This is a genomic window from Rhizobium sp. USDA 4016, assembly GCF_056279705.1.
The window spans coordinates 988,691-1,012,093 of the sequence record NZ_JBWCCY010000002.1 but is presented as its reverse complement, the minus strand read 5'-3'; the positions used below and the strand labels follow the sequence as shown (position 1 = coordinate 1,012,093).

23 protein-coding genes are annotated in these 23,403 nt (G+C 59.9%); 10 read left to right on the top strand and 13 right to left on the bottom strand.

Features of this window, described 5'->3' with window-relative positions:
* The first annotated feature begins 2 nt into the window (after positions 1–2).
* Together ACZ9DP_RS05925 and ACZ9DP_RS05920 are read left to right on the top strand one after the other, a co-directional pair.
* Positions 3–347 (top strand): transposase, encoded by a 345-nt coding sequence (locus ACZ9DP_RS05925; protein ID WP_476200765.1) that lies wholly within the window; start codon positions 3–5, stop codon positions 345–347.
* A gap of 1,482 nt (positions 348–1,829) precedes the next feature.
* On the top strand, positions 1,830–2,222 hold the full coding sequence (locus ACZ9DP_RS05920; protein WP_074072222.1) for a c-type cytochrome: 393 nt from the start codon (positions 1,830–1,832) through the stop codon (positions 2,220–2,222).
* 56 nt (positions 2,223–2,278) lie between these two features.
* Here ACZ9DP_RS05920 and rpe read toward each other — a convergent pair whose 3' ends face one another.
* From rpe to ACZ9DP_RS05880, 8 genes are read right to left on the bottom strand one after another with little or no spacing between them, the layout of a single operon-like run.
* Positions 2,279–2,968, bottom strand: coding sequence for a ribulose-phosphate 3-epimerase (rpe, locus tag ACZ9DP_RS05915; protein WP_476200763.1), 690 nt, complete (start codon positions 2,966–2,968; stop codon positions 2,279–2,281).
* The gene (gene cbbX / locus ACZ9DP_RS05910; protein ID WP_476200761.1) at positions 2,965–3,903 is read right to left on the bottom strand and encodes a CbbX protein; all 939 of its coding nucleotides are present in this window, start codon (positions 3,901–3,903) and stop codon (positions 2,965–2,967) included. The genes rpe and cbbX overlap by 4 nt, the downstream gene beginning before the upstream one ends.
* Positions 3,896–4,315: a ribulose bisphosphate carboxylase small subunit gene (locus ACZ9DP_RS05905; RefSeq protein WP_194730907.1), complete on the bottom strand. Its 420-nt coding sequence runs from the start codon at positions 4,313–4,315 to the stop codon at positions 3,896–3,898. The genes cbbX and ACZ9DP_RS05905 overlap by 8 nt, the downstream gene beginning before the upstream one ends.
* Positions 4,316–4,325: 10 nt before the next feature.
* The gene (locus ACZ9DP_RS05900) at positions 4,326–5,786 is read right to left on the bottom strand and encodes a form I ribulose bisphosphate carboxylase large subunit (RefSeq protein WP_022716099.1); all 1,461 of its coding nucleotides are present in this window, start codon (positions 5,784–5,786) and stop codon (positions 4,326–4,328) included.
* 34 nt (positions 5,787–5,820) lie between these two features.
* Positions 5,821–6,900, bottom strand: a complete 1,080-nt coding sequence (gene fba / locus ACZ9DP_RS05895) for a class II fructose-bisphosphate aldolase (RefSeq protein ID WP_074072226.1) — start codon at positions 6,898–6,900, stop codon at positions 5,821–5,823.
* Between the two features lie 29 nt (positions 6,901–6,929).
* The gene (gene tkt, locus ACZ9DP_RS05890) at positions 6,930–8,942 is read right to left on the bottom strand and encodes a transketolase (protein ID WP_372431314.1); all 2,013 of its coding nucleotides are present in this window, start codon (positions 8,940–8,942) and stop codon (positions 6,930–6,932) included.
* A gap of 11 nt (positions 8,943–8,953) precedes the next feature.
* A complete protein-coding gene (locus ACZ9DP_RS05885) occupies positions 8,954–9,826 on the bottom strand; it encodes a phosphoribulokinase (RefSeq protein ID WP_194730904.1) in 873 nt (290 codons plus the stop codon).
* A gap of 14 nt (positions 9,827–9,840) precedes the next feature.
* On the bottom strand, positions 9,841–10,890 hold the full coding sequence (locus ACZ9DP_RS05880) for a class 1 fructose-bisphosphatase (protein WP_476200759.1): 1,050 nt from the start codon (positions 10,888–10,890) through the stop codon (positions 9,841–9,843).
* Between the two features lie 117 nt (positions 10,891–11,007).
* Here ACZ9DP_RS05880 and ACZ9DP_RS05875 point away from each other — a divergent pair, with 117 nt between their 5' ends.
* The gene (locus ACZ9DP_RS05875) at positions 11,008–11,952 is read left to right on the top strand and encodes a LysR family transcriptional regulator (RefSeq protein WP_074072229.1); all 945 of its coding nucleotides are present in this window, start codon (positions 11,008–11,010) and stop codon (positions 11,950–11,952) included.
* Positions 11,953–11,988: 36 nt separating this feature from the next.
* Here ACZ9DP_RS05875 and ACZ9DP_RS05870 read toward each other — a convergent pair whose 3' ends face one another.
* The 5 genes from ACZ9DP_RS05870 to ACZ9DP_RS05850 form a co-directional block, all read right to left on the bottom strand.
* Positions 11,989–12,801 carry a formylmethanofuran dehydrogenase subunit C gene (locus ACZ9DP_RS05870; protein ID WP_476200758.1) on the bottom strand — a complete coding sequence of 271 codons (813 nt, stop codon included), beginning with the start codon at positions 12,799–12,801 and terminating at the stop codon, positions 11,989–11,991.
* Positions 12,798–13,706: a formylmethanofuran--tetrahydromethanopterin N-formyltransferase gene (fhcD, locus tag ACZ9DP_RS05865; protein WP_476200756.1), complete on the bottom strand. Its 909-nt coding sequence runs from the start codon at positions 13,704–13,706 to the stop codon at positions 12,798–12,800. The genes ACZ9DP_RS05870 and fhcD overlap by 4 nt, the downstream gene beginning before the upstream one ends.
* Positions 13,694–15,325, bottom strand: a complete 1,632-nt coding sequence (locus ACZ9DP_RS05860) for a formylmethanofuran dehydrogenase subunit A (RefSeq protein ID WP_476200754.1) — start codon at positions 15,323–15,325, stop codon at positions 13,694–13,696. The genes fhcD and ACZ9DP_RS05860 overlap by 13 nt, the downstream gene beginning before the upstream one ends.
* Entirely contained in the window at positions 15,322–16,407 is a 1,086-nt protein-coding gene (locus ACZ9DP_RS05855; RefSeq protein WP_476200752.1) for a tungsten formylmethanofuran dehydrogenase, read from the bottom strand. The genes ACZ9DP_RS05860 and ACZ9DP_RS05855 overlap by 4 nt, the downstream gene beginning before the upstream one ends.
* An 81-nt stretch (positions 16,408–16,488) precedes the next feature.
* Positions 16,489–16,881, bottom strand: coding sequence for a 4a-hydroxytetrahydrobiopterin dehydratase (locus tag ACZ9DP_RS05850; protein ID WP_239600390.1), 393 nt, complete (start codon positions 16,879–16,881; stop codon positions 16,489–16,491).
* Between the two features lie 114 nt (positions 16,882–16,995).
* Here ACZ9DP_RS05850 and ACZ9DP_RS05845 point away from each other — a divergent pair, with 114 nt between their 5' ends.
* The 7 genes from ACZ9DP_RS05845 (at position 16,996) to fae (ending at position 23,403) form a co-directional block, all read left to right on the top strand.
* Positions 16,996–17,979 carry a beta-ribofuranosylaminobenzene 5'-phosphate synthase family protein gene (locus tag ACZ9DP_RS05845; protein ID WP_476200750.1) on the top strand — a complete coding sequence of 328 codons (984 nt, stop codon included), beginning with the start codon at positions 16,996–16,998 and terminating at the stop codon, positions 17,977–17,979.
* 14 nt (positions 17,980–17,993) lie between these two features.
* Positions 17,994–18,890: an NAD(P)-dependent methylenetetrahydromethanopterin dehydrogenase gene (locus ACZ9DP_RS05840; RefSeq protein ID WP_476200748.1), complete on the top strand. Its 897-nt coding sequence runs from the start codon at positions 17,994–17,996 to the stop codon at positions 18,888–18,890.
* The gene (locus tag ACZ9DP_RS05835) at positions 18,868–19,995 is read left to right on the top strand and encodes an ATP-grasp domain-containing protein (RefSeq protein WP_476200747.1); all 1,128 of its coding nucleotides are present in this window, start codon (positions 18,868–18,870) and stop codon (positions 19,993–19,995) included. The genes ACZ9DP_RS05840 and ACZ9DP_RS05835 overlap by 23 nt, the downstream gene beginning before the upstream one ends.
* Positions 19,992–20,951: a methenyltetrahydromethanopterin cyclohydrolase gene (gene mch / locus ACZ9DP_RS05830; protein ID WP_239600386.1), complete on the top strand. Its 960-nt coding sequence runs from the start codon at positions 19,992–19,994 to the stop codon at positions 20,949–20,951. Before ACZ9DP_RS05835 ends, mch begins: the two co-directional genes overlap by 4 nt.
* Entirely contained in the window at positions 20,944–21,876 is a 933-nt protein-coding gene (locus ACZ9DP_RS05825) for an ATP-grasp domain-containing protein (protein WP_476200745.1), read from the top strand. Before mch ends, ACZ9DP_RS05825 begins: the two co-directional genes overlap by 8 nt.
* Positions 21,873–22,736 (top strand): triphosphoribosyl-dephospho-CoA synthase, encoded by an 864-nt coding sequence (locus tag ACZ9DP_RS05820; protein WP_476200743.1) that lies wholly within the window; start codon positions 21,873–21,875, stop codon positions 22,734–22,736. Before ACZ9DP_RS05825 ends, ACZ9DP_RS05820 begins: the two co-directional genes overlap by 4 nt.
* 160 nt (positions 22,737–22,896) lie before the next feature.
* The gene (fae, locus tag ACZ9DP_RS05815) at positions 22,897–23,403 is read left to right on the top strand and encodes a formaldehyde-activating enzyme (protein WP_074072240.1); all 507 of its coding nucleotides are present in this window, start codon (positions 22,897–22,899) and stop codon (positions 23,401–23,403) included.

Below are 23,403 nucleotides of genomic sequence, written 5' to 3'. Positions count from 1 at the left end.
CAATGTCAGCGAGCGCGTCCGAGGCCGACCCGCCTGTTCGAGGTGCATCCCTCCACGGTCGGCCGCGCTGGCCTTGGATCAAGCATCTGTACGCCGACACCGCCTACGACCGGGGCAAGCTCATGGACAAGGCCGCCTATCTTGATTTCGTCATCGAAGTCGTCCGACGCATCGAAGGCCAGCCTGGGTTCAATGTTCTGCCGCGACGCTGGGTCGTCGAGCGGACCTTCGGCTGGATGACACGATGGCGGCGCCTTGTCCGCGACTACGAGGCCCGCATCGACGTGTCAGAAGCCATGATCCATGTCGCCATGGGCGGTCTTCTGCTCCGACGTATCAGCCACTGACGTTCCCAAACGGACTCTCAGTGGAAGACTGGCGTCCGGGCGCTCATTCTCCTATCGCGTTCAGCTCTTATGTTTGCCGCCCTGTGGGTTGCTTTTCGTTGCGGCCTTGATCTGATTGGCGAACGTACTCTCCACCTTTATCGGAGACTTCTCCTGTTTCGGTTTCCGCGCTTCGCGGTTGCCTCTTACTTGTCCTTTAGCCATTGGTGCGATCCTTTTTGAAGTTAGAATTGATGTGTGAGGACAGATTCACAACATTCCGATACGACGATTTCGATGTCCTCGTTGAACGATCCCGCGACCCAAGTATTTGGAGGTCCCGCGTAGGAGCTACATGGCCGGCCAGCTTATTGGAGTGGTGCCCGAAGCATGTTGAGCTCGGACGAAGACATGTATGAAAGATCGAACACGGAAGACATTCTGTCCTCCTTTGAGAAGGCTAGGGTGTGGCGGCCTTCGATCAGCAGCCCCCTAATAAAGACCGCTGAAGAACGGACCATGCGCTCTTCCCTTTCTCAATACAACTGAATTCGGTGAAGGCGCGATGGTGAAGCGGGGACATGAAACTGGCGGCGAGAAAACGACGATCCGATCGGTCAGCATCACTGCCTCGTGAAAACCTCGCCATCAGCACACGCGTCGGGAGCGACGGGTGACGAAGTTGCTGTTCGCTCGCCTCAAGGGAGACGAGGCGAACAACTGATCGAGGATCTAGCATGCGAGGTTTTGAGTGAGGCCAGGCTCACATATTCTCAGCCGTCCTCCAGGAAGAGCCGAAAAACCACCGATGCGCAACCCTTCTCCTCCCGCAGCTGCAGGTTTCTATGCATGATCCAGGCCGAAAGGAGCCCTCCTCTGCGCGGCGTTTGTTGCGCCTTTCCAGCGCATGCCCGCATCGCGGCCGATCGTCGGATTTCCCTCTTAGATCTCTGTACCCTTCGGTGGATATTCGCACCGCCATCGCACGACGCGCAAGTTCGGATGCTCCTCCGACCACCTGGCAATCTGAGGAGGCGCCTGGGCCATGCAGGCCATCAAGCTTCCCCTGTTTTCGAAATGAAGATGTTCATCCCGGCAGATCGAAGGCCTGTCCGCAATACAAATTGTCAAGACGAGTTCGATAAATAACATGTCGCACCTTTCGACCAACGAGGCCGCGCCGCAGCAATTTTTTCTCTCAGGCGCCGCAGCCGCGACCGCCAACCAGCCGCGCCCCCGCGGTGCTGGAAGAGGTAAGGGTATGAAGAGGCTAAGAGCTTCGCCCCGGCCCGTCAATCGCGACGTTCGTCCCGCGCGATCGATGAGGGTTCAATGGCCAATCAAAGGGTTGACTTACATTCCCTGGCGGGTAATTTTTTTGCCGGATCGCAAGTCTGCCGTCACCGTACGGAAGGCCATACGATCCAAAATGGCTGGCGCCGGTGGAGGAACAGCAGCGCCTGCCTTCGTCAAAGGGCACCCTTGGCGAAATGAGGAAATATCATGAACTATCATATCCTTCTGATCGGTGTATCAGTTGCGATCTTTTCTGCCTGCGGGGTCAATGCTCAAGACGGAGATGCCAACGCAGGCGCAACGGTGTTCAACAAGTGCAAGATCTGTCACAGTGCCGACACTGACCAGAACAAGGTAGGCCCGTCTTTGAACGGAGTGATCGGCAGGGCTGCCGGCTCGCATCCAGGGTTCTCTTATTCCAAGGCAATGACCGATGCGGGCAAGGCCGGCCTGAAGTGGGACGAGGCATCGTTGCGCGACTACCTCCACAATCCGAAGGCGAAGGTGAAGGGCACCAAGATGGCTTTTGCTGGCCTGAAGGACGATGCCGACATCGCCAATCTCCTCGCCTATCTCGTGCAATTCCAGAAGAAGCAATAAAGGCGAAGACCGCCGGCAGTCGCCGGCGGTCTCATCATCCCCGTGGCTTGCTCGGCTTACGCTGCCTGCTGCGCTAGCGCCTTGTCTGCCTGTCGGCGGATCGCTTGGATATTGCCCGCATAGGCCGACGCGTCATCGCCTGCGAATATGGCCGAGCCCGAAACCAGGACGTCGGCACCGGCAGCAGCGATCAGCGGCGCGGTTTCGGCCGTAATGCCGCCATCGACTTCGACATGGATCGGACGATAACCGATCAACGCGGCCACGCGGCGCACCTTTTCGGCGACCGCCGGAATGAAGGCCTGACCGCCGAATCCGGGATTGACGGTCATCAGCAGGACGAGGTCCAGCCGGTCGAGCACGTATTCGATCACGCTTTCGGGCGTCGACGGATTGAGCGCGACGCCTGCCTTCTTGCCGAGATTGCGGATCGCCTGAAGCGTTCGGTCGAGGTGGGGCCCGGCCTCCGCATGGACCGTAAGGTAGTCGCAGCCGGCATCGGCGAAGGCGGCGAGATAGGGATCGACCGGCGCAATCATGAGATGACAGTCGAACACTGCGTCCGTCCGGTTGCGGATCGATTTGACGACCGGCGGCCCGAAGGTGATGTTGGGCACGAAATGACCATCCATGACATCGAGATGGATCCAGTCTGCGCCCGCCTTGACGACCTCCTCCACCTCATCACCCAACCGGGAAAAATCTGCCGAAAGGATGGAGGGGGCAATGATCGATTTGCGGCTCATGACCTGGCCTCCGCTTGTCTTGCTGCGCTGTTGAAGACGCGACTGGCCTGGATGTCTTCGGCAACGATGGTGGACAGCACCTTGGCATCAATCGGGCCGGCGGAAGTCTCGAACAGCCGGTTTGCCTGACGCAGGCGCGCGCGATCGAGGGCGTTGCGGATGGAGCGCGCATTGGCAAAATGCGGTTGGCGGCGCCGAAGGGCGATATATTCTTCCATGGCGGCCCGGGCCTTGACGTCGAAACGGTAGTTCTGCTTGGTAAGCGTCGCCTCGGCGATCCGCAGGAGTTCGTCGTCGGTGTAATCCGGAAAGTCTATATGATGAGCGATACGCGAACGAAAGCCTGGATTGCTTTCGAAGAAACGCTCCATCCGGTCGGCATAACCGGCCAGTATGACGACGAAATCCTCACGCTGGTGCTCCATGACCTGCAGGAGGATCTCGATCGCTTCCTGGCCGTAGTCGCGCTCGTTTTCCTGCCTGTAGAGATAATAGGCCTCGTCGATGAAGAGGACACCACCCATCGCCTTTTTCAGGATCTCCTTCGTCTTCGGCGCCGTGTGGCCGATATATTGCCCCACCAAGTCGTCGCGCGTCACCGATACCAGATGCCCCTTTCGGATATAGCCGAGGCGATGAAGCAGATCGGCCATGCGCAATGCGACAGTCGTTTTCCCAGTCCCGGGATTGCCGCTGAAGCTCATGTGCAACGTTGGCGTTTCATGAGCGAGTCCGAGACGCTTGCGCGCGCGTTCGACCAATAGCAGGGCCGCGGTCTCCTTGATTCGCTGCTTGACCGGTGCAAGGCCGATGAGGGAATTGTCCAGCTCGTCGAGGAGCTCCTTGACGCCGGACTCGACATATTCCGCCCGCAGATCGATGGCTGATGGCTCCTCGCCATCGATCTTAGGCCTCATGGGGACCGCATCAGCCATAACGTTCTCCCGCCGGCCGGTCTGCCGCATAAGAACGTGTGGTGTATTGGAGCCGTCTGCCGGCCGCCTCCTGCCGCTCAAGCCGGAATCCCGGCTCTTCCGGGGGACGATTGACGATGAAGGAGAGGCGAACGGACTCCCATCCGTGGCTACTGTCGAAGGCGACGAGCCGGATATAGCGGTCGCCATAGACCTTCCGGCACTCGTTCAGCTCCATTATCAGCGCGGCTGCGTCCGCATTGTCGAACATCGGATGACCCCACATGTCCCAATAGGTGTTGCGGGGATGGGGATCATCGGTGAACTCGAGGCTCGTCGCCCAGCCCTTGTCGATGCAGTATTGCGCCTGCCGGGCGATCTGCTCGTCCGTCAGCGGCGGCAGGAACGAGAATGCTCCCTGGGTGATATGCATGTGAGGTCTCCTATTCTGCTGCTGTGGCCGTCGGCACGAAATCCGGCGTGTCGGTCGAGGTGTAGTTGAAGGTCACGTCCTTCCAGACATCGAGGGCCTGCTGCAATGGCTGGCAGTGGCGCGCCGCCTCGCGCAGGATCTCCGGTCCCTCGTGCACGATGTCCCTTCCCTCGTTGCGGGCGAGCACCATGCATTCGAGCGCAACGCGATTGGCCGTGGCGCCGGCGGCAATGCCCATCGGATGCCCAATGGTGCCGCCGCCGAACTGCAGCACGACATCTTCACCAAGAAGGTCCAGGAGCTGATGCATCTGCCCTGCGTGGATGCCGCCGGAAGCAACGGGCATCATGCGGTTGAGAGAGGCCCAATCCTGGTCGAAGAAGATGCCGTTCTCCAAACGCATCGGATTGAAGCCTTCGCGGCAGACGTCGTAGTAGCCGCGTGTCGTTGCGGGATCGCCTTCCAGCTTGCCGACAACGGTTCCGGCGTGAATGTGGTCGACGCCTGCAAGCCGCATCCACTTGGCGATCACCCGAAAGGACACGCCATGTGTCTTCTGGCGCGTATAGGTCGAGTGCCCGGCGCGATGAAGATGCAAGATCATGTCATTGCGACGCGCCCATTTTGCCATGGATTGGATCGCCGTGTAGCCGATGACGAGGTCGATCATGACGATGACCGATCCAAGCTCCCTGGCAAATTCAGCCCGCTCGTACATGTCCTCCATGGTGGCTGCCGTGACGTTCAAATATGTTCCCTTGATTTCGCCGGTCTCGGCCTGGGCCTTGTTGACCGCCTCCATGCAGTAGAGGAAACGTTCGCGCCAATGCATGAAAGGCTGCGAATTGATGTTCTCGTCATCCTTTGTGAAGTCCAACCCGCCCTTCAGCGCTTCATAGACCACGCGACCGTAGTTGCGCCCCGAAAGGCCAAGCTTCGGTTTCACGGTCGCGCCAAGCAGCGGGCGACCGAACTTGTCCAAGCGCTCGCGCTCGACGACGATGCCGGTCGCGGGCCCCTGGAAAGTCTTCACATAGGCGACCGGAAACCGCATGTCCTCCAATCGCAATGCTTTCAGCGGCTTGAAGCCGAAGACGTTGCCGATGATCGATGCGCTCATGTTGGCAATCGAGCCTGGCTCGAACAGGTCGAGGTCATAGGCGATATAGGCGAAATACTGGCCTTGCGCATTCGGCACCGGATCGAGCCTGTAGGCCTTTGCGCGATATTTCTCGGTTGCCGTCAGCCGGTCGGTCCACACGACCGTCCAGGTGGCGGTGGAGGATTCGCCCGCGACGGCCGCGGCAGCCTCGACTGGATCGACGCCGTCCTGCGGCGTGATGCGGAAGAGCGCGATGATATCGGTATCCTTCGGCTCGTAATCAGGCTCCCAGTAGCCCATTTTCTTGTATTCCATCACGCCAGCTCTGTAGCGTTCCGCACCTGTGACGGTTTGCGATTTATTGGCCATGACTTAGTCCTCTCGTTGTCTTCTGTATCGCCGATCAGGCGGCTTTGGCTGCTGTGGTTTTCGGATCGAGTTCGCCCGCGGCATAGCGTCTCGCCATCTCATCTAAGGCAATGACCTTGATCCTTGAGGCGTTGCCCGCCGTGCCGAAACGTTCGAAGCGGTCAAGGCAGAGATTGCGCAAGGCATCCATTGCAGGTTTCAGGAATTTTCGCGGATCGAATTCCTCCGGATGCTCTGCGGCGATCTTACGAAACTGCCCCGCCATCGCCATGCGACAGTCGGTATCGATGTTGACCTTGCGGACCCCATGGCGAATGCCGCGCTCGATCTCCTCGACGGGCACGCCGTAGGTCTGCGGCATTCGTCCGCCGTAGCGGTTGATGACGTCCTGCATTTCCTGCGGGACCGAGGATGAGCCGTGCATGACGAGATGCGTGTTCGGCAGCTTGAGGTGAATTGCCTGGATGACGCTCATCGCCAGAATATCGCCGTCCGGCGCCCGGGTGAACTTGTAGGCGCCATGAGACGTGCCGCAGGCGATCGCCAGCGCATCGACACCGGTGCGCGCGACGAAATCGACGGCCTGGTCAGGGTCCGTCAGAAGCTGCTCATGTGATAGATCACCTTCAGCGCCATGACCGTCCTCGGCAGCTCCGGTGCCGCTCTCCAGCGAACCGAGAACACCCAGCTCCCCTTCGACCGACACGCCCAGCCAATGGGCAATGCGCGTGACCCGTTCGGTGATTGCGACATTATACTCATAAGACGAAGGTGTTTTGGCATCCGCTTCGAGAGAGCCATCCATCATCACCGAGGTGAAGCCGTGGCGTATCGCCGTCATGCAGGTCGCTTCGTCGCTGCCATGGTCCTGATGGACGCAGATGGGAATGGCCGGATAAATCTCCGAAAGCGCCTCGATCATGCGCGCCAGCATGATGTCCTTTGCATAGGCACGGGCACCCTTGGAGGCCTGAAGAATAACGGGAGCGTCACAGGCGGCAGCAGCCTCCATAACCGCAAGGCCCTGCTCCATATTGTTGATATTGAAGGCGGGAACGCCATAACCGTATTCCGCTGCATGATCGAGCAGCTGGCGTAATGCGATGCGGGCCATCAGCCTGCTCCTTTCACGTTGAACTGACCTCAGGCCGCAAGTCTCAGCGCCGCCTCCACGACGGCCCCGGGGGTGATGCCGAAATGGTCATAGAGTGCGGCGGCAGGAGCGCTGGCACCGAAGCCCTCCATGCCGATGAAAATGCCACCGTCTCCAAGGTATCGGTCCCAACCGAGACGCGCCGCCGCTTCGATGCCGATCCGCGGACGAGTTCCGAGCACTGCCTCGCGGTATTCGGACGGTTGTTGTTCGAATAGCTCCCAGCACGGCATGGACACCACCCTCGCCCCGATGCCGTGTGCAGCTGAAAGCATATCGGCAGCAACGCAGGCAATTTCGACCTCGGAACCGGTCGCGAGGAGCGTGACGGGTGATGGTTCCGAGGTCGCGCGCAGGATGTAGGCTCCGCGCGCAGAACGGTTTTCTTCGCTATTGGCCGGGCGACACATCGGCAGGTTCTGCCGCGACAGCACAATCAGGCTCGGACGATTGCGGTCCTTGAGGGCCTGTTCCCAGCATTCGGCCGTCTCGACGATGTCGCACGGACGATAGACGTTCAGGTTGGGTGTCGCGCGCAGCATTGCCAGATGCTCGATCGGCTGATGGGTCGGCCCGTCTTCTCCAAGGCCGATCGAGTCATGCGTCATGACGTAGATAACCTGCTGCCCCATGAGTGCCGAGAGGCGGATGGCGCCGCGCGCGTAATCGGAGAAGGCGAGAAAGGTGCCGCCATAGGGAATGAACCCGCCATGCAGGGCAAGGCCGTTCATCGCAGCCGCCATTGCGTGTTCGCGGATGCCATAATGGATATAGCGGCCGGCGTAACTTCCCGGCTTGATCGGCTCCATTCCCGCGGTCAGTGTCAGGTTGGAATGGGTCAGGTCCGCCGAGCCGCCGATCGTCAAATCCGTCGCGGCGTTGATGATGCCAAGAACCATTTCGGAGGCCTTGCGCGTGGCGACCTTGGTCGCCTTGGCCTGATGCGTTCGACGAAACTCGGCAAGTTCATCGAAGAGTGATGTGTCGATCTCACGGTCTACGGTTCTCAGGAAGGCGGCGCCTTCGGGAGCTGAAGCAACGCGGTTGAGCCACTTGACCCGCTCGGCTGCCCCGCGTGCGGCAGCATCGCTCCAGCGCTCCAAAATAGCCTCAGGAACCTCAAAGGGCGCCGCTCTCCATTTCAAGGCGTGTCTTGCCGCGGCGACTTCGGCTTCGCCGAGCGGCGCGCCATGCGTCTTCTCCGACCCCTGAAGATTTGGCGCGCCCTTGCCGATGATGGTACGGCAGGAAATGAGCGACGGCTTGTTCGAAACCCTTGCCCGGGAAATCGCCCGGCCGATCGCATCGAAATCGTGCCCGTCGATCTCCTGAACGTCGAAGCCCGCCGCCTGGAAGCGTGCGAGCTGGTTCATCGAGGTCGAGAGGCTGGTGGGACCGTCGATCGAGATGGAATTGTTGTCCCAGAACACGATCAGCCGCGACAGCTTCAAATGGCCGGCAAGGTCGATCGCTTCATGGCTGATGCCCTCCTGCAGGCATCCGTCACCGGCAATGACATAGGTATAGTGATCAACGAGCCCGTCGCCATAGCGCGCATTGGTCACGCGCTCGGCAAGCGCCATGCCGACCGCCGTTGCGATACCCTGGCCCAATGGACCCGTGGTCGTCTCGATGCCCAGGGCGTGACCGTACTCGGGATGCCCGGCAGTCCTGGCGCCAAGCTGGCGGAACCGCTGCAGCTCCTCAACCGTCATATCCTCATAGCCGATCAGGTAGTGAAGCGCATATTGCAGCATCGAACCGTGGCCGGCCGAAAGAACGAAGCGATCACGATCGGGCCAATCGGGGTGCGAGGGATCGATCTTGATGAAGCGGTTGAACAGCACCGTTGCGACGTCGGCCATGCCCATCGGCATGCCAGGATGGCCGGAATTGGCCTTTTGAACGCCATCCATGGCAAGCGCCCTGATGGCATCGGCCATGTCTTGTTCCGTTACGATAGCGGGTTCGATAATGCCCTGCGGCTGGAGTTGCGTGTTCATCGCTTTCATCCTCATGAGGCGCGGTTTTTGCGTTCGATCAGTTGCATGATCAGGGGTGTCAGGATCAGCTGCATGGCGAGATCGAGCTTGTTTCCCGGCACCACGATGGAATTGGCGCGCGACATGAACGAGTCGTGGATCATCGACAGCAGATAGGGGAAATCGATGCCGCGCGGTCTCGCGAAGCGGATGACGAGCATCGATTCGTCAGGCGTCGGGATCCAGCGCGCGATGAACGGGTTGGAGGTGTCGACGATCGGCACCCGCTGGAAGTTGATATCGGTCAGTGTGAACTGCGGCGTGATGTAGCGTACATAGTCGGGCATGCGCCGCAAGATGACGTCCATGACCGCTTCCGTGGAATAGCCGCGCGCTTCGCGATCACGGTGGATCTTCTGGATCCATTCGAGATTGATGACGGGCACGACGCCGATCTTCAGGTCGGCGTGACGGGCGAGATTGACCTTGTCCGTCACCGCGCAGCCGTGCAGCCCTTCATAAAAGAGCAGGTCGCTTTTCGGAAAATCGCGCCATGGCGTGAAGCTGCCCGGCGGGACGTCAAAGCGCGCGGCCTCCTGTTCATCGTGGATATAGGTCCTTGTGTGGCCCGTGCCGCTGCGACCATATTCGTCGAAAACGGCTTCGAGCGTCTCTAGTTCGTTGGCATCTGCGTTGAAATGGGTGAAGTTTGGATTGCCGTTCCGTTCCTCCTCGGCCACCTTTTCCTTCATGGCCTGCCGGTCGTAGCGGTGAAATGCGTCTCCCTCGATGAAGGCCGCTTCGATTTTCTCGCGCCTGAAGATCTGCTCGAAAATCCGCTTGACCGACGTGGTTCCGGCGCCCGACGATCCGGTAATCGAAATGATGGGATGCCTTGCCGACATGTCTTGTTCTCCGATCAGGCCCTGAAGAGACCGCGATTACTGAAGAGCGGCGCTCGCTCGGCAATATTGCTCGGCTCGGTGTGGTAGCGCCCAATGCGCATGACCTCCCGCGCCGAGCCGAAGACCAGCGGAACGCGCTGGTGCAGTGACGTGGGCGTGAGGTCCAGAATACGGCTGATCGTGTCGGTGGCGGCTCCGCCGGCCTGCTCAATAAGGAAAGCGATGGGATTGGCCTCGTAGACCAGCCGCAGCCGGCCCTCGCCATAGCCCCTGCGCGTGTCGCCGGGATAGAGATAAACGCCGCCGCGCATAAGGATGCGATAGGCATCGGCGGCAACGGCCGCGATCCACCGCATGTTGAATTCCTTTTCACGCGGCCCTTCCGTCCCCTTCAGGCAATCATCGACATAAAGCCTGACGGCCTCGTCCCAATGACGATAGTTGGAGGCATTGATCGCGAATTCCTGGGTCCGCGGTGGAACGACCACGCCTTCGTGGGCTTGTATGAATACGCCGCCACCTGAGGAAAAGACGAAGACGTGGGTGCCGCTGCCGAGGCTGAGAACCAGCGCAAGCTGCGGGCCGTAGATGAAAAAGCCGGCGGCGAGCTGGGCGTCTCCCCGTTGGAAGAAGGAGGCGTTAGGCTCGCCGACCGGATCACCAGCCGCTGGGAGGATGGAGAAGATCGTCCCGATGCAGACGTTTATGTCGATGTTCGAGGAGCCGTCCAACGGATCGATGGCGACTGCAAGCGGGGCTTTCGGATCGAGGAGCGCTGCGTCTTCGAGCTCCTCGGAGGCGTAGAGGCAGACAGGCGCCTCTCGCATCGCGTCGATGAAGAACGCATCGGCCAGGACGTCGAGATCCTTTGTTATGTCGCCGCCTGGACCAACATGGCCGCGTTCTCTGGAAAAGGCCTTGCCGGGCGCACCTTGATTGATCGTGCTGTAGAGCGTGACCGCGGCGGCAGCCAGGTGCCGGATCGTGACGGCGGCAGCTTCGCAATGCGGGCGACCACTGCCGATATGGGAATTCAAAAAGGCGTCTAGCGTCGACGAAGTCATAGCCTACCTCCCCGCCCGCTCCTCACTGCCCGGGCATGGCAACATCGAAACAGGAATTTCGCGTTAAGTAAAATTTATTGTATTTACTAGTTAGCTAAAAAAAATTAAGCTAACCTGATGAAGAACCTGACGCTTCGACATTTGCGTGCAACGCAGGAGATCGCGCGGCACGGAACGATCGTGCGGGCCGCCAATGCGCTCGGCCTCACCCCCTCGGCCGTCACCATCCAGCTCAAGCAGATTGAGGAGGATGCCGGCATCATCCTTTTCGACCGGACAAATGACGGAATTCGCCCAACGGCGGCGGGCCTTGCTTTCATCGATGCCGCCCAGATGATCGAGGAAAGGCTGCGCCAGCTGGACGACGAAGTCGATGCAATCAAGGGCGTGCGCACCGGCACCCTCGCCCTCGGCGTCGTCTCGACCGCAAAATACTTCGCGCCGAACATGATGGCGACCTTCCGCAAGAGCCATCCCGGGATCGCCGTTTCGCTCGCCATCGGCAACCGGGCAGAAATCATTACAAAGCTTAAAAACCATGACGTCGACATCGCCCTGATGGGCCGTCCGCCCAAGGACATGCCGTTGCACTCGGTGGGATTCGGCGACCATCCGCTGGTGATGGTCGCACCGCCCGACCATCCCTTGGCAGGGAAACGGGACATCACCAAAGAGGAGATCGCAAAGGAACATTTTCTCGTCCGAGAACCCGGTTCGGGCACGCGCATATCGCTGGAAATCTTCCTCGGCGAGATTCCTGGCAGGCTCGATGATCTGGGAACCGAGATGTCGTCGAACGAGACGATCAAACAGGCCGTCATGGCGGGCCTTGGCATCGCTTTCATTTCGGCCCATACCATCGCCATGGAACTGGAGTTCGGCAAACTCGTCACCCTCGACGTCATCGGCATGCCGATCCGCAGGCAATGGTTTTCGGTAACACGGACGGACAGAACCGTCTCCCCGGCGATGAGTGCCTTTCAGGTGTTCCTGCGTGAGCGGGGAGCCCAATGCCTGCCCTTCTTCGACAAGCTTTATCCGATGTTGCAGCAATCCGATTGAAGATCTTCGGCCGATCTTAAACCGGACGGCCACGGCTCAACCTCGCGGAAACATGATTTCGCCCTTGCCCAAGACCGCATTGTCGCCGCCGAAACGGAAAGGTTTTGCGCCGAGCAGCGGCCGGTCAAGGATCTTGTCTTCCATCAGATAGCGGTCGAACAGTGCCGGAAAGACGATTTCGACGCGGCCGCAATCGATGAACGTCGGCGAAAGCGCCGCTGGTCGCCGGTCGAACAGAAGCGAGCCGCGCTTCATCAAGTGGCCGGGATAAAGACCGACGCGTCCGATCGCAACGATCGTCCCGGCGGTCATGCCGAGACCGGCGTAATCGCCGCATCCTTTCAAAAGCGCGATGATGCCTCGCCGCATCTTCTCGCCGGGGCGATGGCCGGCCTTGCCGCCAACAATCACGAGGCCGCCCGTCATGCCGTGGATCTCTCCCGCCATCGGCCCGCCAAGGCCATCGCCTGCATCACCGGCGATCTCGATGCGCCCGTTCCTCATCCCCGATCCCGCCTGCAAACCGGCCTTTCCTTCGATTTTCAGGAAGCCGCCAGCCATGCGGCGACCGGCGCGGGCGCCGACATCGCCCTCGACGCGGATCTGCCCCGTCGTCATCTCCGCTCCGACGAGGTCGAAGCGCCCGCTGCCGCCTGAAAACACGATGTTCGAGATATCGCTACCCGCCACCTTGAAAACATCGCCCACCGTGGCGGGACGCCGGCTCGTTCCAATCAGCAATCTGGCGATGTCGGCAGGCTGCATGCCGTTGAGCTTTTGGGGCGTCAAGCCGGATAGATCGAGCCTTTCATCCGGTTCGGAGCGAAGGGTGAAGGTCAGCGGCTTCATGGCAGGAGATCCCTCAGATGATAATGGAACTTGCCGAGTTTGCCGCCATAGTTTCCCGCGCTGATGCGCAAAGCGCCGCGCCTCGGCCCGAAATTGATGACCGCCTTCAGCCCGGCTTGCATCGCCGCAGCCACCGCCTCGCTCGTCTCCCCGTCGATGACGATTTCAAGGATTGCATTGATGTCGGGACCGAGCGCACTCTTGGTCACCCCCCGTAGTGTGGGCGCATAGGCATCGTTGGTCGAAGCCATCATGCCCTTGTACTTGCCGCCGATTTTCGAGCCGGAGCGCACGATGCCGCCGGGGAAAGGCATGATTGCGCCGGGAACCTTCTCAATCGCCGCCACGGCGCGCTCGGCGGCCGCCAGCGCCTTTCCGCCGTCTGTGGCGAGCAGGAAGAGGTTTCCGCCGCCAACCGCCTCTTTCGTCAAACCGGCCTTCGCCTCGCACAGAAATTCGCCATCCATGACCGGCACCCGCCAATAATGCTTGCCGCCGAACTTCTTGGAGATCTGCCATCCGTCGCCGAAATAGCGCAGGGATGATCCGAGATCGAGCCAGGCGCTGCCTTCGAGCCCGGAAAAACAGGCGCTGCCGGGCGAGGTCAGAACACATTGACCGAGCCTGGTTTTCAACTGCTTCTGCAGCTCGTCCGTCCCCATCGCAAAGATCATCACGCGGCAACCCGGACGCCCATCCGGCGTCTCGGACGCCGGAATATCGATGTCGATCGCCGCCTCGCAACCACAGCCGATGACGGAGGTCGCAAAGCCCGTCATGGTGGTCGCCGCCTGGCGCGCCCACTTCAGGCTCGGCGCGGTGATGATGATTGCGGTCGCACGCATGCCGAATGCCTCGGCAAACGTGTCGTCGATCTCAATGCCGTTGCGGATCAGCTCTTGCATGCGACCTCCGCAAAAGGGTTTTCGCGACAAATTGCTGAATCCGGAAAGGTGAACCAGTCGAGCGACAGCCCGTAGCGATCTTCGTGATAGGCTTGCATGCGCTTGGTGATGCTCTTGTCGGGCGGCAAATTGAGGTGCACCGTCTTTCCCCAACGATAGTGCGTGACGACGCCGTCCTCGACGACCAGGTCGCCGTTCTTGAACACCAGAGCCGCATCGCGGAACATCCTTTGGACATCCTGCCCTTTCCGGTAGACGGCGATATCCGCGATTGCGCCGGTGCCGAGGTGCCCACGGTCATCGAGGCCAAGCAGCCTCGCCGGCGCTGCTCGCGTCATGACCGCAACCTCCTCAAGCGTATATTCGCGGGAGATCGAGGCGAGTGTGGTAAGCTCCAGCGCGGAGCGGTCGAGCTCGTCCATCTTGGCATTGCGGACATCGCGGCGCATCAGCAACTCGAACAATTCGGGATAGGCCGTGAAGGGGGCGCCGTTCGGATGGTCGGTGGTGAAGAAAACCCGCCATGGGTCGTTGATCAGCAAGAACAGCTCGAGCCCCACCGCCCATTGCAGCGAACCATAGTAGTCCTTGCGATAGCGATAGGGGACAATGCCGCCGCCGTTTCCGTCGCCGTCGAAGAGAATGGACTTTTTCGGACTTGCCGTTCGCATTCCGGAATACTGCCTTATGACGTCGGATGAGATTGTCACCGTCTGGCCGAACATCACCTGGCCGACGTCGATCGTCACGTTTTCCGTGCTGTTGACCAGATCGGCAAGACGGGCAGCCTCGGAGGAAAAGCCGCGTTTGCCTTCGGTGCCGTAACCATAAAACTGCAGGTGCGCGAGATGGATTGGTTGGCCTTGCGCCGCGCGAATTGTCTCAGCAGCCGTTGCGGCGTTTCCGGCGATGCCAAGGTTATTGGCGTGGACATGGAGAGGGTGAGGAATTCCCAGACGGCCGACGGCGGACTGCAGCGTCTCAACGATCTTGCGGGAAGTGACGCCGTAGGATGGCACGACGTCGTCGAAGGCGAAGCTGCGGATGTTTTCCTTGAAGGCGGCTGCTGCGCCTGCATTGATCACCTTCACGCCGAGCGATCTTGCCGTCGACACGGTCCAACCCACGTAATCGTCGATCATCGCCGAGGAGGCGTTGTCCCTGATCATCGACAGAAGGAAATCGTCATTGCCGAGGATTGCAAGCGTTGCCTTGTCGATGATCGGGATGTCGGCAAGCTCCATATGGGTATGAAGCGCGTTCGAAGGCGACATGGCGGGCTCCACCACGGTGGTAAAACCCATCTGAGCGTAAAGGCATCCCGTGTTGAAGGTAGACCACCCGGCGTTTGCAAGCGGCGTGTGCAACGGCCGTTTGAGGTGCGCGGCATGTTGTTCGGGCAACAGAAGTCGGGCCGTATTGACGTTTCCCCCGCCGATATGCGAGTGGATGTCTATTGCACCCGCCATGACGAGGCAGCCGGAAACGTCATAGGTTTTGTCGGCCCTCTTTGAGACCGGCTTTTCGATGATGACGCCATCCTTGATCCAGACGTCGCGATTGCCGGTCGGACCATTGACCGGATCCACCACTTCCCCACCTGCAAGACGGATCATCATGATGGCAAACCCTCTCCCTGCAGGGCATGCTCGAGTTGCCCGACGATTGCATAAACGCTGGGGAGAGCGGAAGGCGCCGTTGCGGCAACGGATCTTAGGGTTCCGATGCGGCTCGAATAGACCACGCCGTCATGGTCAAGACCAGCCTTGCCGATACGAATGGTGACCAACGCGCCGGCGGCGGGCCGTTCACTCCTCACCAGCGCGACCGTGGGCACTCGGCTGCGTTTCGGCGGACGCGCCTCGTCACGCTCCGATACCCACAAATGCAGATCCGCCTCCTTATCTGCGATCATCCGCTCGATGTCGCAAAGCCACGGGTCATGGATGGGTGAGCCGGTCGAAAAGCCTGTACGCGGCGCAAAGCCCGTCATCCAGGTCGATGCCAAGACCGTGCCCCAGGCGTCGTCGTCGGACGGCAGGAAAAGAGCCGTCGCCCGCCGGGCTCTGTTGATGTCTGCCAGCATGCCTTGCAGCATCGCCAGACTGGCCGGGTCGTTGAGATGGGAGAAGACGAAGACGGGAAAACGCGCGCTCGCCATTTCGCTTAAGAAAGTATCGATATTGGCGAGAGGGGCGGATGTTTTTCTTCCAGCCAGCATCGCCCTGAGGCTTCCGAGCACGGCATCGATGGGAAAATCGGACGAGCCCACTTCGATCGCCTTCAAACGCCGCAGAGGCTCGCCGGCGGCGGCCGGCGCCTTGCCTTTGATCTGTAGCCAACGCCTTCGGCTTGACGACGAAAGATCCGCCGCCGTTGACGCAAGCGATAAAAGCAGATCGTGATGAGCCGCTGCAATGTCGCCCACGATGATGATGAGGTCGGCGCGGCGCCGCACTTCCGTCGCCGTTGCAAAAAAACCGCCGATATCCGTGTGAAGTGCCACTTCCTGAAGAAGGTTTCGGCCATTCACGTGGTCATAGGTCGCCCCGACCCGCTCCGCCAGCGCAATCAGGCTGCGGGAGCCATGGACATCCGATTCAATGGAAAATACCGGGCAGCGGCTCTTTGCCAGAAGCTTTGCCACCTGCTCAATTGCATCTGGCAAAGGAACTGTTTGGCTGCCGATCCATGCAACCATCACACTCCGAAACTTTCTGGTGCCCCCGTGAATTTATCTGTTCTTCGTCAAATGTGAAGTCCATCCGACGAAAAATGCAGCTCAGCTATCATATTTCAGGTAAGCAAATCGCTGATCGGCATTGGGCGTGCCTTCGAGAGCACCGTCCGCCTTGCCCGGCTGCCATTGGACGACGTCCTCAATTTTTTTGGCGAGTTCGAAATCCTTGTCGGTCACGCCTTTGGCGGCATGGTTCATCAACAACACCTCCACCCACGCATAGGATGCCTTGAGATCGGGATGGTGCCAGGCCGCCTCTGCCAGGTGTCCAACCGTGTTGATGACCATCAGGGTGGATTTCCAATTATGCGTTTTGTATCTGCGGCGAATCCAGCCGTTTTCGTAGCGCCACTGCGGAAGCTCCGCCTGCAGCTTCGAAACGATTTCGTCCTCGGAATAAACGCGCTCCCGTTTCCGTTCCGTCTCCTCGCTCATCGCGGCTGCTCCTTTGGTTCTTTTCTCCCGGTTTGTCACCCAGACTTGCGCTGGTAGTAAAATACGATAACATAACTCAGGGCCCGATTATCAAAAAGTTCAGAAATAGAACCGATGTCGGACTCCGTCTCCATTCAAGTTCCTGGACGCTTGCACCTCGGATTCCTGGACATCCCTGGCAAGGACAGCTCGCGTTTCGGCAGTATCGGTTTGCCGCTGGACGGCATATCGACGCGGCTGGAGGTCTCGCGGGCAGCCGAGACCAGCGTCCATGGACCCGAGAGTGCCCGGCTTTTTGCTCACCTTACGGCCCTGCGGTCTCGTCTCAAGCTTTCAGGCCATCACCGGGTGATCGTTCGAGAGACAATCCCGGCCCATGCCGGGTTGGGGTCTGGAACCCAGCTGGCGCTCGCCGTTTCCGCAGCGCTTCGAAGCTTGCATGATTTGCCGTTCCACATCCGCGAAGATGCGGCCTTCCTGGGGCGCGGCGCACGATCGGGAATCGGCATTGCGGCCTTCGAGGAAGGCGGTCTTATCTTCGATGCGGGCAAGGCCAGGGACGATCTGACCCCGACCGTCATTTCCCGCATTCCGTTTCCGAGCGAGTGGCGCATCATTCTCGTTCTGGACAGCCTTGCCCACGGAATTCACGGAGACGCTGAAATCAAGGCATTCCGCGCGCTGGCGCCGTTTCCTGCAGCCGGCTCGGCTTCGATCTGCCGCCATGCGCTGATGGAGATCATGCCCGCCGCGTTCGAAAAGGACATGGCCACTTTCGGCAATGCGGTGACGGCAATCCAGCAAACGCTGGGCGATTATTTTGCACCGGCGCAAGGCGGCCGTTTTACCAGTCCGGCGGTCGAAAGGACGCTCGCAAGGCTTGCCGAATGCGGAGCCGTCGGCATCGGGCAAAGTTCCTGGGGACCGACCGGATTTGCCTTTGCTCCATCTCAGGCGGCTGCCGAGCGGATTGTCGCTTCTGCCGCGCTAATGGACACACAAACGACAATCCGCATCGTCGCCGGCAGAAATGAGGGGGCGCAGATCGCGCGAACGAGGGCACCGCAGCAATTCGAACTGGGTCGGGAAACATACTAGAGAAGGCGAGCCAAATGAGCCGGAAAACCATTCTCCATATGCTTACGCCATTGAGGCAGATGAGCCCGTTCGACGTCAATATGGCCCTTGATGCGGGCTATGACCATATCGTTCCTTACACGGACGTGGCGCTCGCCGACATAGCCGGCCTTGTCCAGGATGCGGTCTTCTCACGTCCCCCGGATGCAGGCGTTGCCACCGGCATTTTTATTGCCGGGCGTGATACGATCCTGGCACTCGACATGATCGATGCCGCAAAGCAGGCAATGGTGCCCCCTTTTGAGGTTTCTGTCTTCGCCGATCCTGCCGGCTCGTTTACCACCGCCGCAGCGATGGTCGCCAGAGTCGAGAAAACACTTGGAAAACTGCACAATCGTGAGCTGGCGGGAACGAAAGTGAGCATTTTCGGCGCGACCGGCGTCGTCGGCTACTGCACCGCCGTGATCTCAGCCAAGGAGGGCGCAGACGTCACGCTGGTCGGTCACGACGGAATTGCGCGTGTCGAAGCCATCGCCGAGGCCATCAAGGCCCGCTTCGGCGTCACTGTGACAGCGGCGGACGGTTCGACGGAAGAAAGGAAGACGGAATTGTTGCGCAAGGCCGAAGTGGTGCTGGCCGCGGCCAAGGCTGGCGTCAAGGTGATCTCTGCCGAACAACTGCGCCAGGCGGCAAATCTGCTTGTTGCGGCAGATGTCAACGCCGTGCCGCCGGCAGGCATCGAGGGCCTGGCCGTCCATGCGAAAGCCGATACGCTCGGGGAAACCGCCGCAGTCGGCATCGGTCCGCTTTCTATCGGCAATGTCAAGTACAAGACCCAATCGGGGCTGTTCAAACAGATGATCGGCGCTGAAAAACCGGTAATTTATGATTTTCAGGATGCTTTTACCCTTGCCCGCAGCATCGAAAAATAGTCCTGCGATTCTGATCGCGGCCATTTCCGGCCGGTCACTTGCCGCAGCAGCGCGCCGTGCCGGCTATCGGCCGTTGGTGGCCGATCTGTTCTGCGATTGCGATACGGTCGCCCTTTCCGAGAGGACAGCGCGCCTATCGGGCAGTATAAGCGAAGGAATAGACCGCGAGAAAATCATCGGCATATTGTCACGCCTTATGGGCGACGAGAAACCGGCCGCATTGGTCTACGGCTCCGGCTTCGAACGTCAGCCCGACGTCATCGACGCACTCGGTCGAGTGTTTCCGCTTGCCGGCAACAGCGCCGACACCGTGCGGGCGATCAAGGAACCCGCCAACCTGTCCCAACTTTGTCGAAGCTTGGACATCCCGCATCCGGCGATCCAGTTCTCGTCACCAGAAAAACCGGAGGGCTGGCTCACGAAGCTTGGCGGCGGCGCCGGCGGGTCGCATGTCAGACCGGTCGCAACGATGCCTGCCGAGCCAGGCTACTATTATCAGCAGCGCATGTCCGGCCGCAGCATCTCGGCTCTTTTCCTGGCCCAAAATGGTGCCGCCCGCATCATCGGCGTCAGCCGGCAATGGTCTTCGCCTTCGCCAACGTCACCATTTCGTTATGGCGGGGCCGTCCGTCTCATGCGATTTGACCGGCAAAAGAAAATGCAAATCGGGTGCTGGCTCGACAAGCTGACGCGCCACTGCGGCCTTGTGGGTCTTTGCAGCGCCGATTTCATCGATGGGCCGGAGGGGCTTCATCTCATCGAAATCAACCCACGACCTGGCGCAACGCTGGATATCTTCGACACCGACAGCGCACCCCTCCTCATTGAGCATTTGCGCGCCGTGCGCGGGGAAAGGATCGACGTGCCAGTCTATCGCGGGGCTGCGGCCGCGGCGATTGCCTACACGTCTCGTTCCATCTCCTGTTTCCCCGATGTCAAATGGCCGAACCTGACGGCCGACCATCAAAGGCCGGGTTCGGCGCTCAGCCCCGGCGATCCGGTTTGCACTGTCTTGGCGCATGCCCGATCCGCCTCCGCAGCAGAGCGCGCTGTCAAGCGCCGTGTCAACCAAGTAGCGCAGCATTGGAAGGAGGAATTCCAATGAAGAACGGAATGGCCCATCTCAACAGGAATGCGCAACGGATCATCGATCAGATCATTGCCGACGACGAAAGATTTGGCGTCGCATATGGCCGCGGCTCTCTTGGAGAACATCTCATCGACGCCGGCGCGGCAAGCCCCGGAGGCCTCGAAGTGGGTCTGCGGATGGCGGAAATCTGCATGGGTGGCCTGGGAACGGTCTCGATGGTGCTCGATCGTCATAACGAAAAGTGGCCGTTGAGCGTTATCGTCCATTCCTCCCAACCGGTTCTTGCCTGCCTCGGCAGCCAGTATGCGGGTTGGCGGCTTTCGCATGAGAAATATTTCGCCATGGGCTCGGGCCCTGCGCGTCTGCTGGCGCGCGTGGAGCCCCTTTTCGAGGAAATTACCTATAGCGAAACCGATGCTTCGACGTCAGTTCTTCTTCTTGAAACGGACAAGGCCCCGCCGCCAGCCGTTGTCGAAAAGGTATCAAAGGCGACAGGACTAGGCCCTGACGCTTTGACCTTCATCTACGCGCCGACGCAAAGTCTTGCAGGCTCCGTTCAGATTATCGGGCGCTCACTGGAGGTCGCTCTTCACAAGGCCCACAGCCTCAATTTTCCGTTGGATGCGATTGTCGACGGAACGGGATGCGCGCCGGTTCCAGCGCCTCATCCGGACTTCCTGCAGGCTATGGGGCGGACGAACGATGCCATCATCTATGGCGGATTGGTGCAGCTGTTCGTTCTAGGCAGCGCGGCAGACGCGCGCGCGCTCGCCGAAGAGCTGCCGAGCTGCAGGTCGCGCGACTACGGGCAGCCTTTTGCGGAAATCTTCGAGAAATTCAACGGCGACTTCTACGCGATTGATCCGCATCTCTTCAGCCCGGCCGAAGTGATCGTTACGGCTGTCGAGACAGGCGACACCTTCCGCGCCGGTGAATGGAACAGAGAGATGCTGGAGCAATCCCTTGGTTGAACAGACGGTGATTTCAGACAAAATTCTCATTCTTTCCGACAAACCAGACCGCCAGGTGAGACAGTTGCGTCGCGCCTTCGCAAAACTCGGCGCGGAGACGATCTTCTGCCCGCTTGCCGATATCGCGTTCGATACCCGGTATCCATCAGGCATTGCCATCCCGACGCTTGATGGAGCCCTTCCGGCCGGTGTGATCGTCCGCTCCATCTCCGGCGGCAGCTTCGAAGCGATCACACGCCGTCTCGGCATCTTGCACGCGCTGACCCAGCTTGGCGTGCCGGTCTGGAACTCCGCCAAAGCAATCGAGCGTTGCGTCGACAAATCGACGACGACGTTTCTTCTTGCGGCTGCCGGAGTGCCAACGCCGGAAACGTTCGCAGTGGAAGGTCCCGCCAATGCCAGGACCGTCGTTAAGCGCGAGGTGCCGCATGGCCTCCTGGTGCTGAAACCGCTCTTTGGATCGCAGGGACGCGGAATAAGGCTCATTCGTTCGATCGACGATCTGCCTGACCCGGACGAGGTCGACAATGTCTATTACCTGCAGCGCCTTGTACTGCGTGCCGGACCGCCCTATCGGGATTACCGGATATTCGTCAGCAATGGTGAAATTCTCGGCATGATGGGTCGTTGCGCCGACGGCTGGATCACCAATATCGCCCGCGGCGCGAAAGCCGAGCCGGTCGTCGGGCCGCTGCGCCCGAAGCTTGCCGAACTTGCGCTTGCCGCCGCCGCCGCTGTTGGAACCGACTTTGCGGGCATCGATATCGTACAGGGATGCGAAGGCAATCTTCTCGTACTGGAAGTCAACAGCATGCCGGCCTGGACCGGCTTGCAATCCGTTGTCCCCGTCCGCGTCGCCGATTGCATCGCTCAGGCAATGGTCGCGCTTCTCAGTCCGGACGTAAAGGAAAGGCCCGCAGCATGACGCTGACGCGGCAAGAGATCATGGCAGCCTACCTCGACGCCTGCCGTGCCGAGATCGATGCCTTGAAGCCGGGCAACGTGCACCGCTTCGCAGACGGCCACCGGATGACGGCGGATCAATTCCTCCAAAGTGCGGCCGTCAGTTCGCTATCGGTCACCGAACCGCTTCAATCGGTCGGTCAGCGTGTTCTTCGTGCGGTAACCGCCACCCGCGAAAGCGTGGGAACGAACACCAATCTCGGCATCCTCCTGCTTTGCGCGCCGCTTGCCAAGGCGGCCGAGAGCACGTCTTGGGATTTCCGCAAGGACCTCACGCAGACATTGGATGAAATGGATGCGGGCGATGCCCGCGACGTCTTCGCCGCAATCCGCCTCACCAACCCGGGAGGGCTCGGCAGCGCCGAAGAACATGACGTCAGAGACGAGCCGACGGTGTCTCTCGTCAACGCCATGGCCATGGCGGCCGACCGCGACATGATCGCCCGACAATATACGAACGGCTTTGAAGACATCTTCAACGGCGGCCTGTCGGCGTGGAGAGAAGCGGCCGCCCGCGGCGAAGAGGACATGTGGCCGACAATCTTCGTCTATCTTTACTTCCTGTCCTCGTTTCCCGACAGTCATATCGGGCGCAAACACGGGACCGATCTCTCTGCCGAAATTGCGCAAGAGGCAGACACAATACGCCGTCGAGTGATGGACGAGACGCGCTTGCCGAGACGGGAAGAGATTCTGCTGGACTTCGACAGGCGGCTGAAGGACAGGGATATCAACCCCGGGACCTCCGCCGATCTCACGGTTGCGACGCTTTTTGTCTGCAACATGAAGTTCGGCTTGCATAATCGTAGCTTAGATGTTTGAATTTGGCCGGCGAATAAATCTTACTCGCTGCTATCTGGCCAACCGACCCAGTCAAGGGTGCTGCGAACAAGGATAGCTGTCCATCGAGCGTCGTGTCTCGTGTGGTACGGCTTCTTTGGACGAAACTTTTTGACCATACGGTACAAGGGAGGAATTGGCCGTGGCAAAGATTAGCAAGGTAATGGTTGGTGAGTCACTCGTTGGCGAGGGAAATGAAGTCGCGCATATCGATCTTCTGATCGGACCGCGTGGAAGCGCAGTGGAAACGGCATTTTGCAATGCGCTCACGAACAACAAGGACGGGTTTACGTCACTTCTGGCGGTCATCGCCCCGAACCTGGCCTGCAAGCCGAATACGATATTGTTTAACAAGGTTACGATTAAGGGTGCCAAGCAAGCCGTGCAGATGTTCGGCCCGGCACAGCATGCGGTGGCAAAGGCAGTCCAAGACAGCGTAGCCGAAGGCATCATTCCCGCCGACGAAGCCGATGACGTCTTCATCTGCGTCGGCGTCTTCATCCACTGGGAAGCAGAAGACGACGCCAAGATCCAAGATTATAACTACAGGGCAACGAAGGAAGCGATTGAGCGCGCAGTCACCGGCAAGCCGACCGCGGCGGAGGCAACTGCTCAGCGGGACACCGTCAAGCATCCTTTCAGCGCCTAG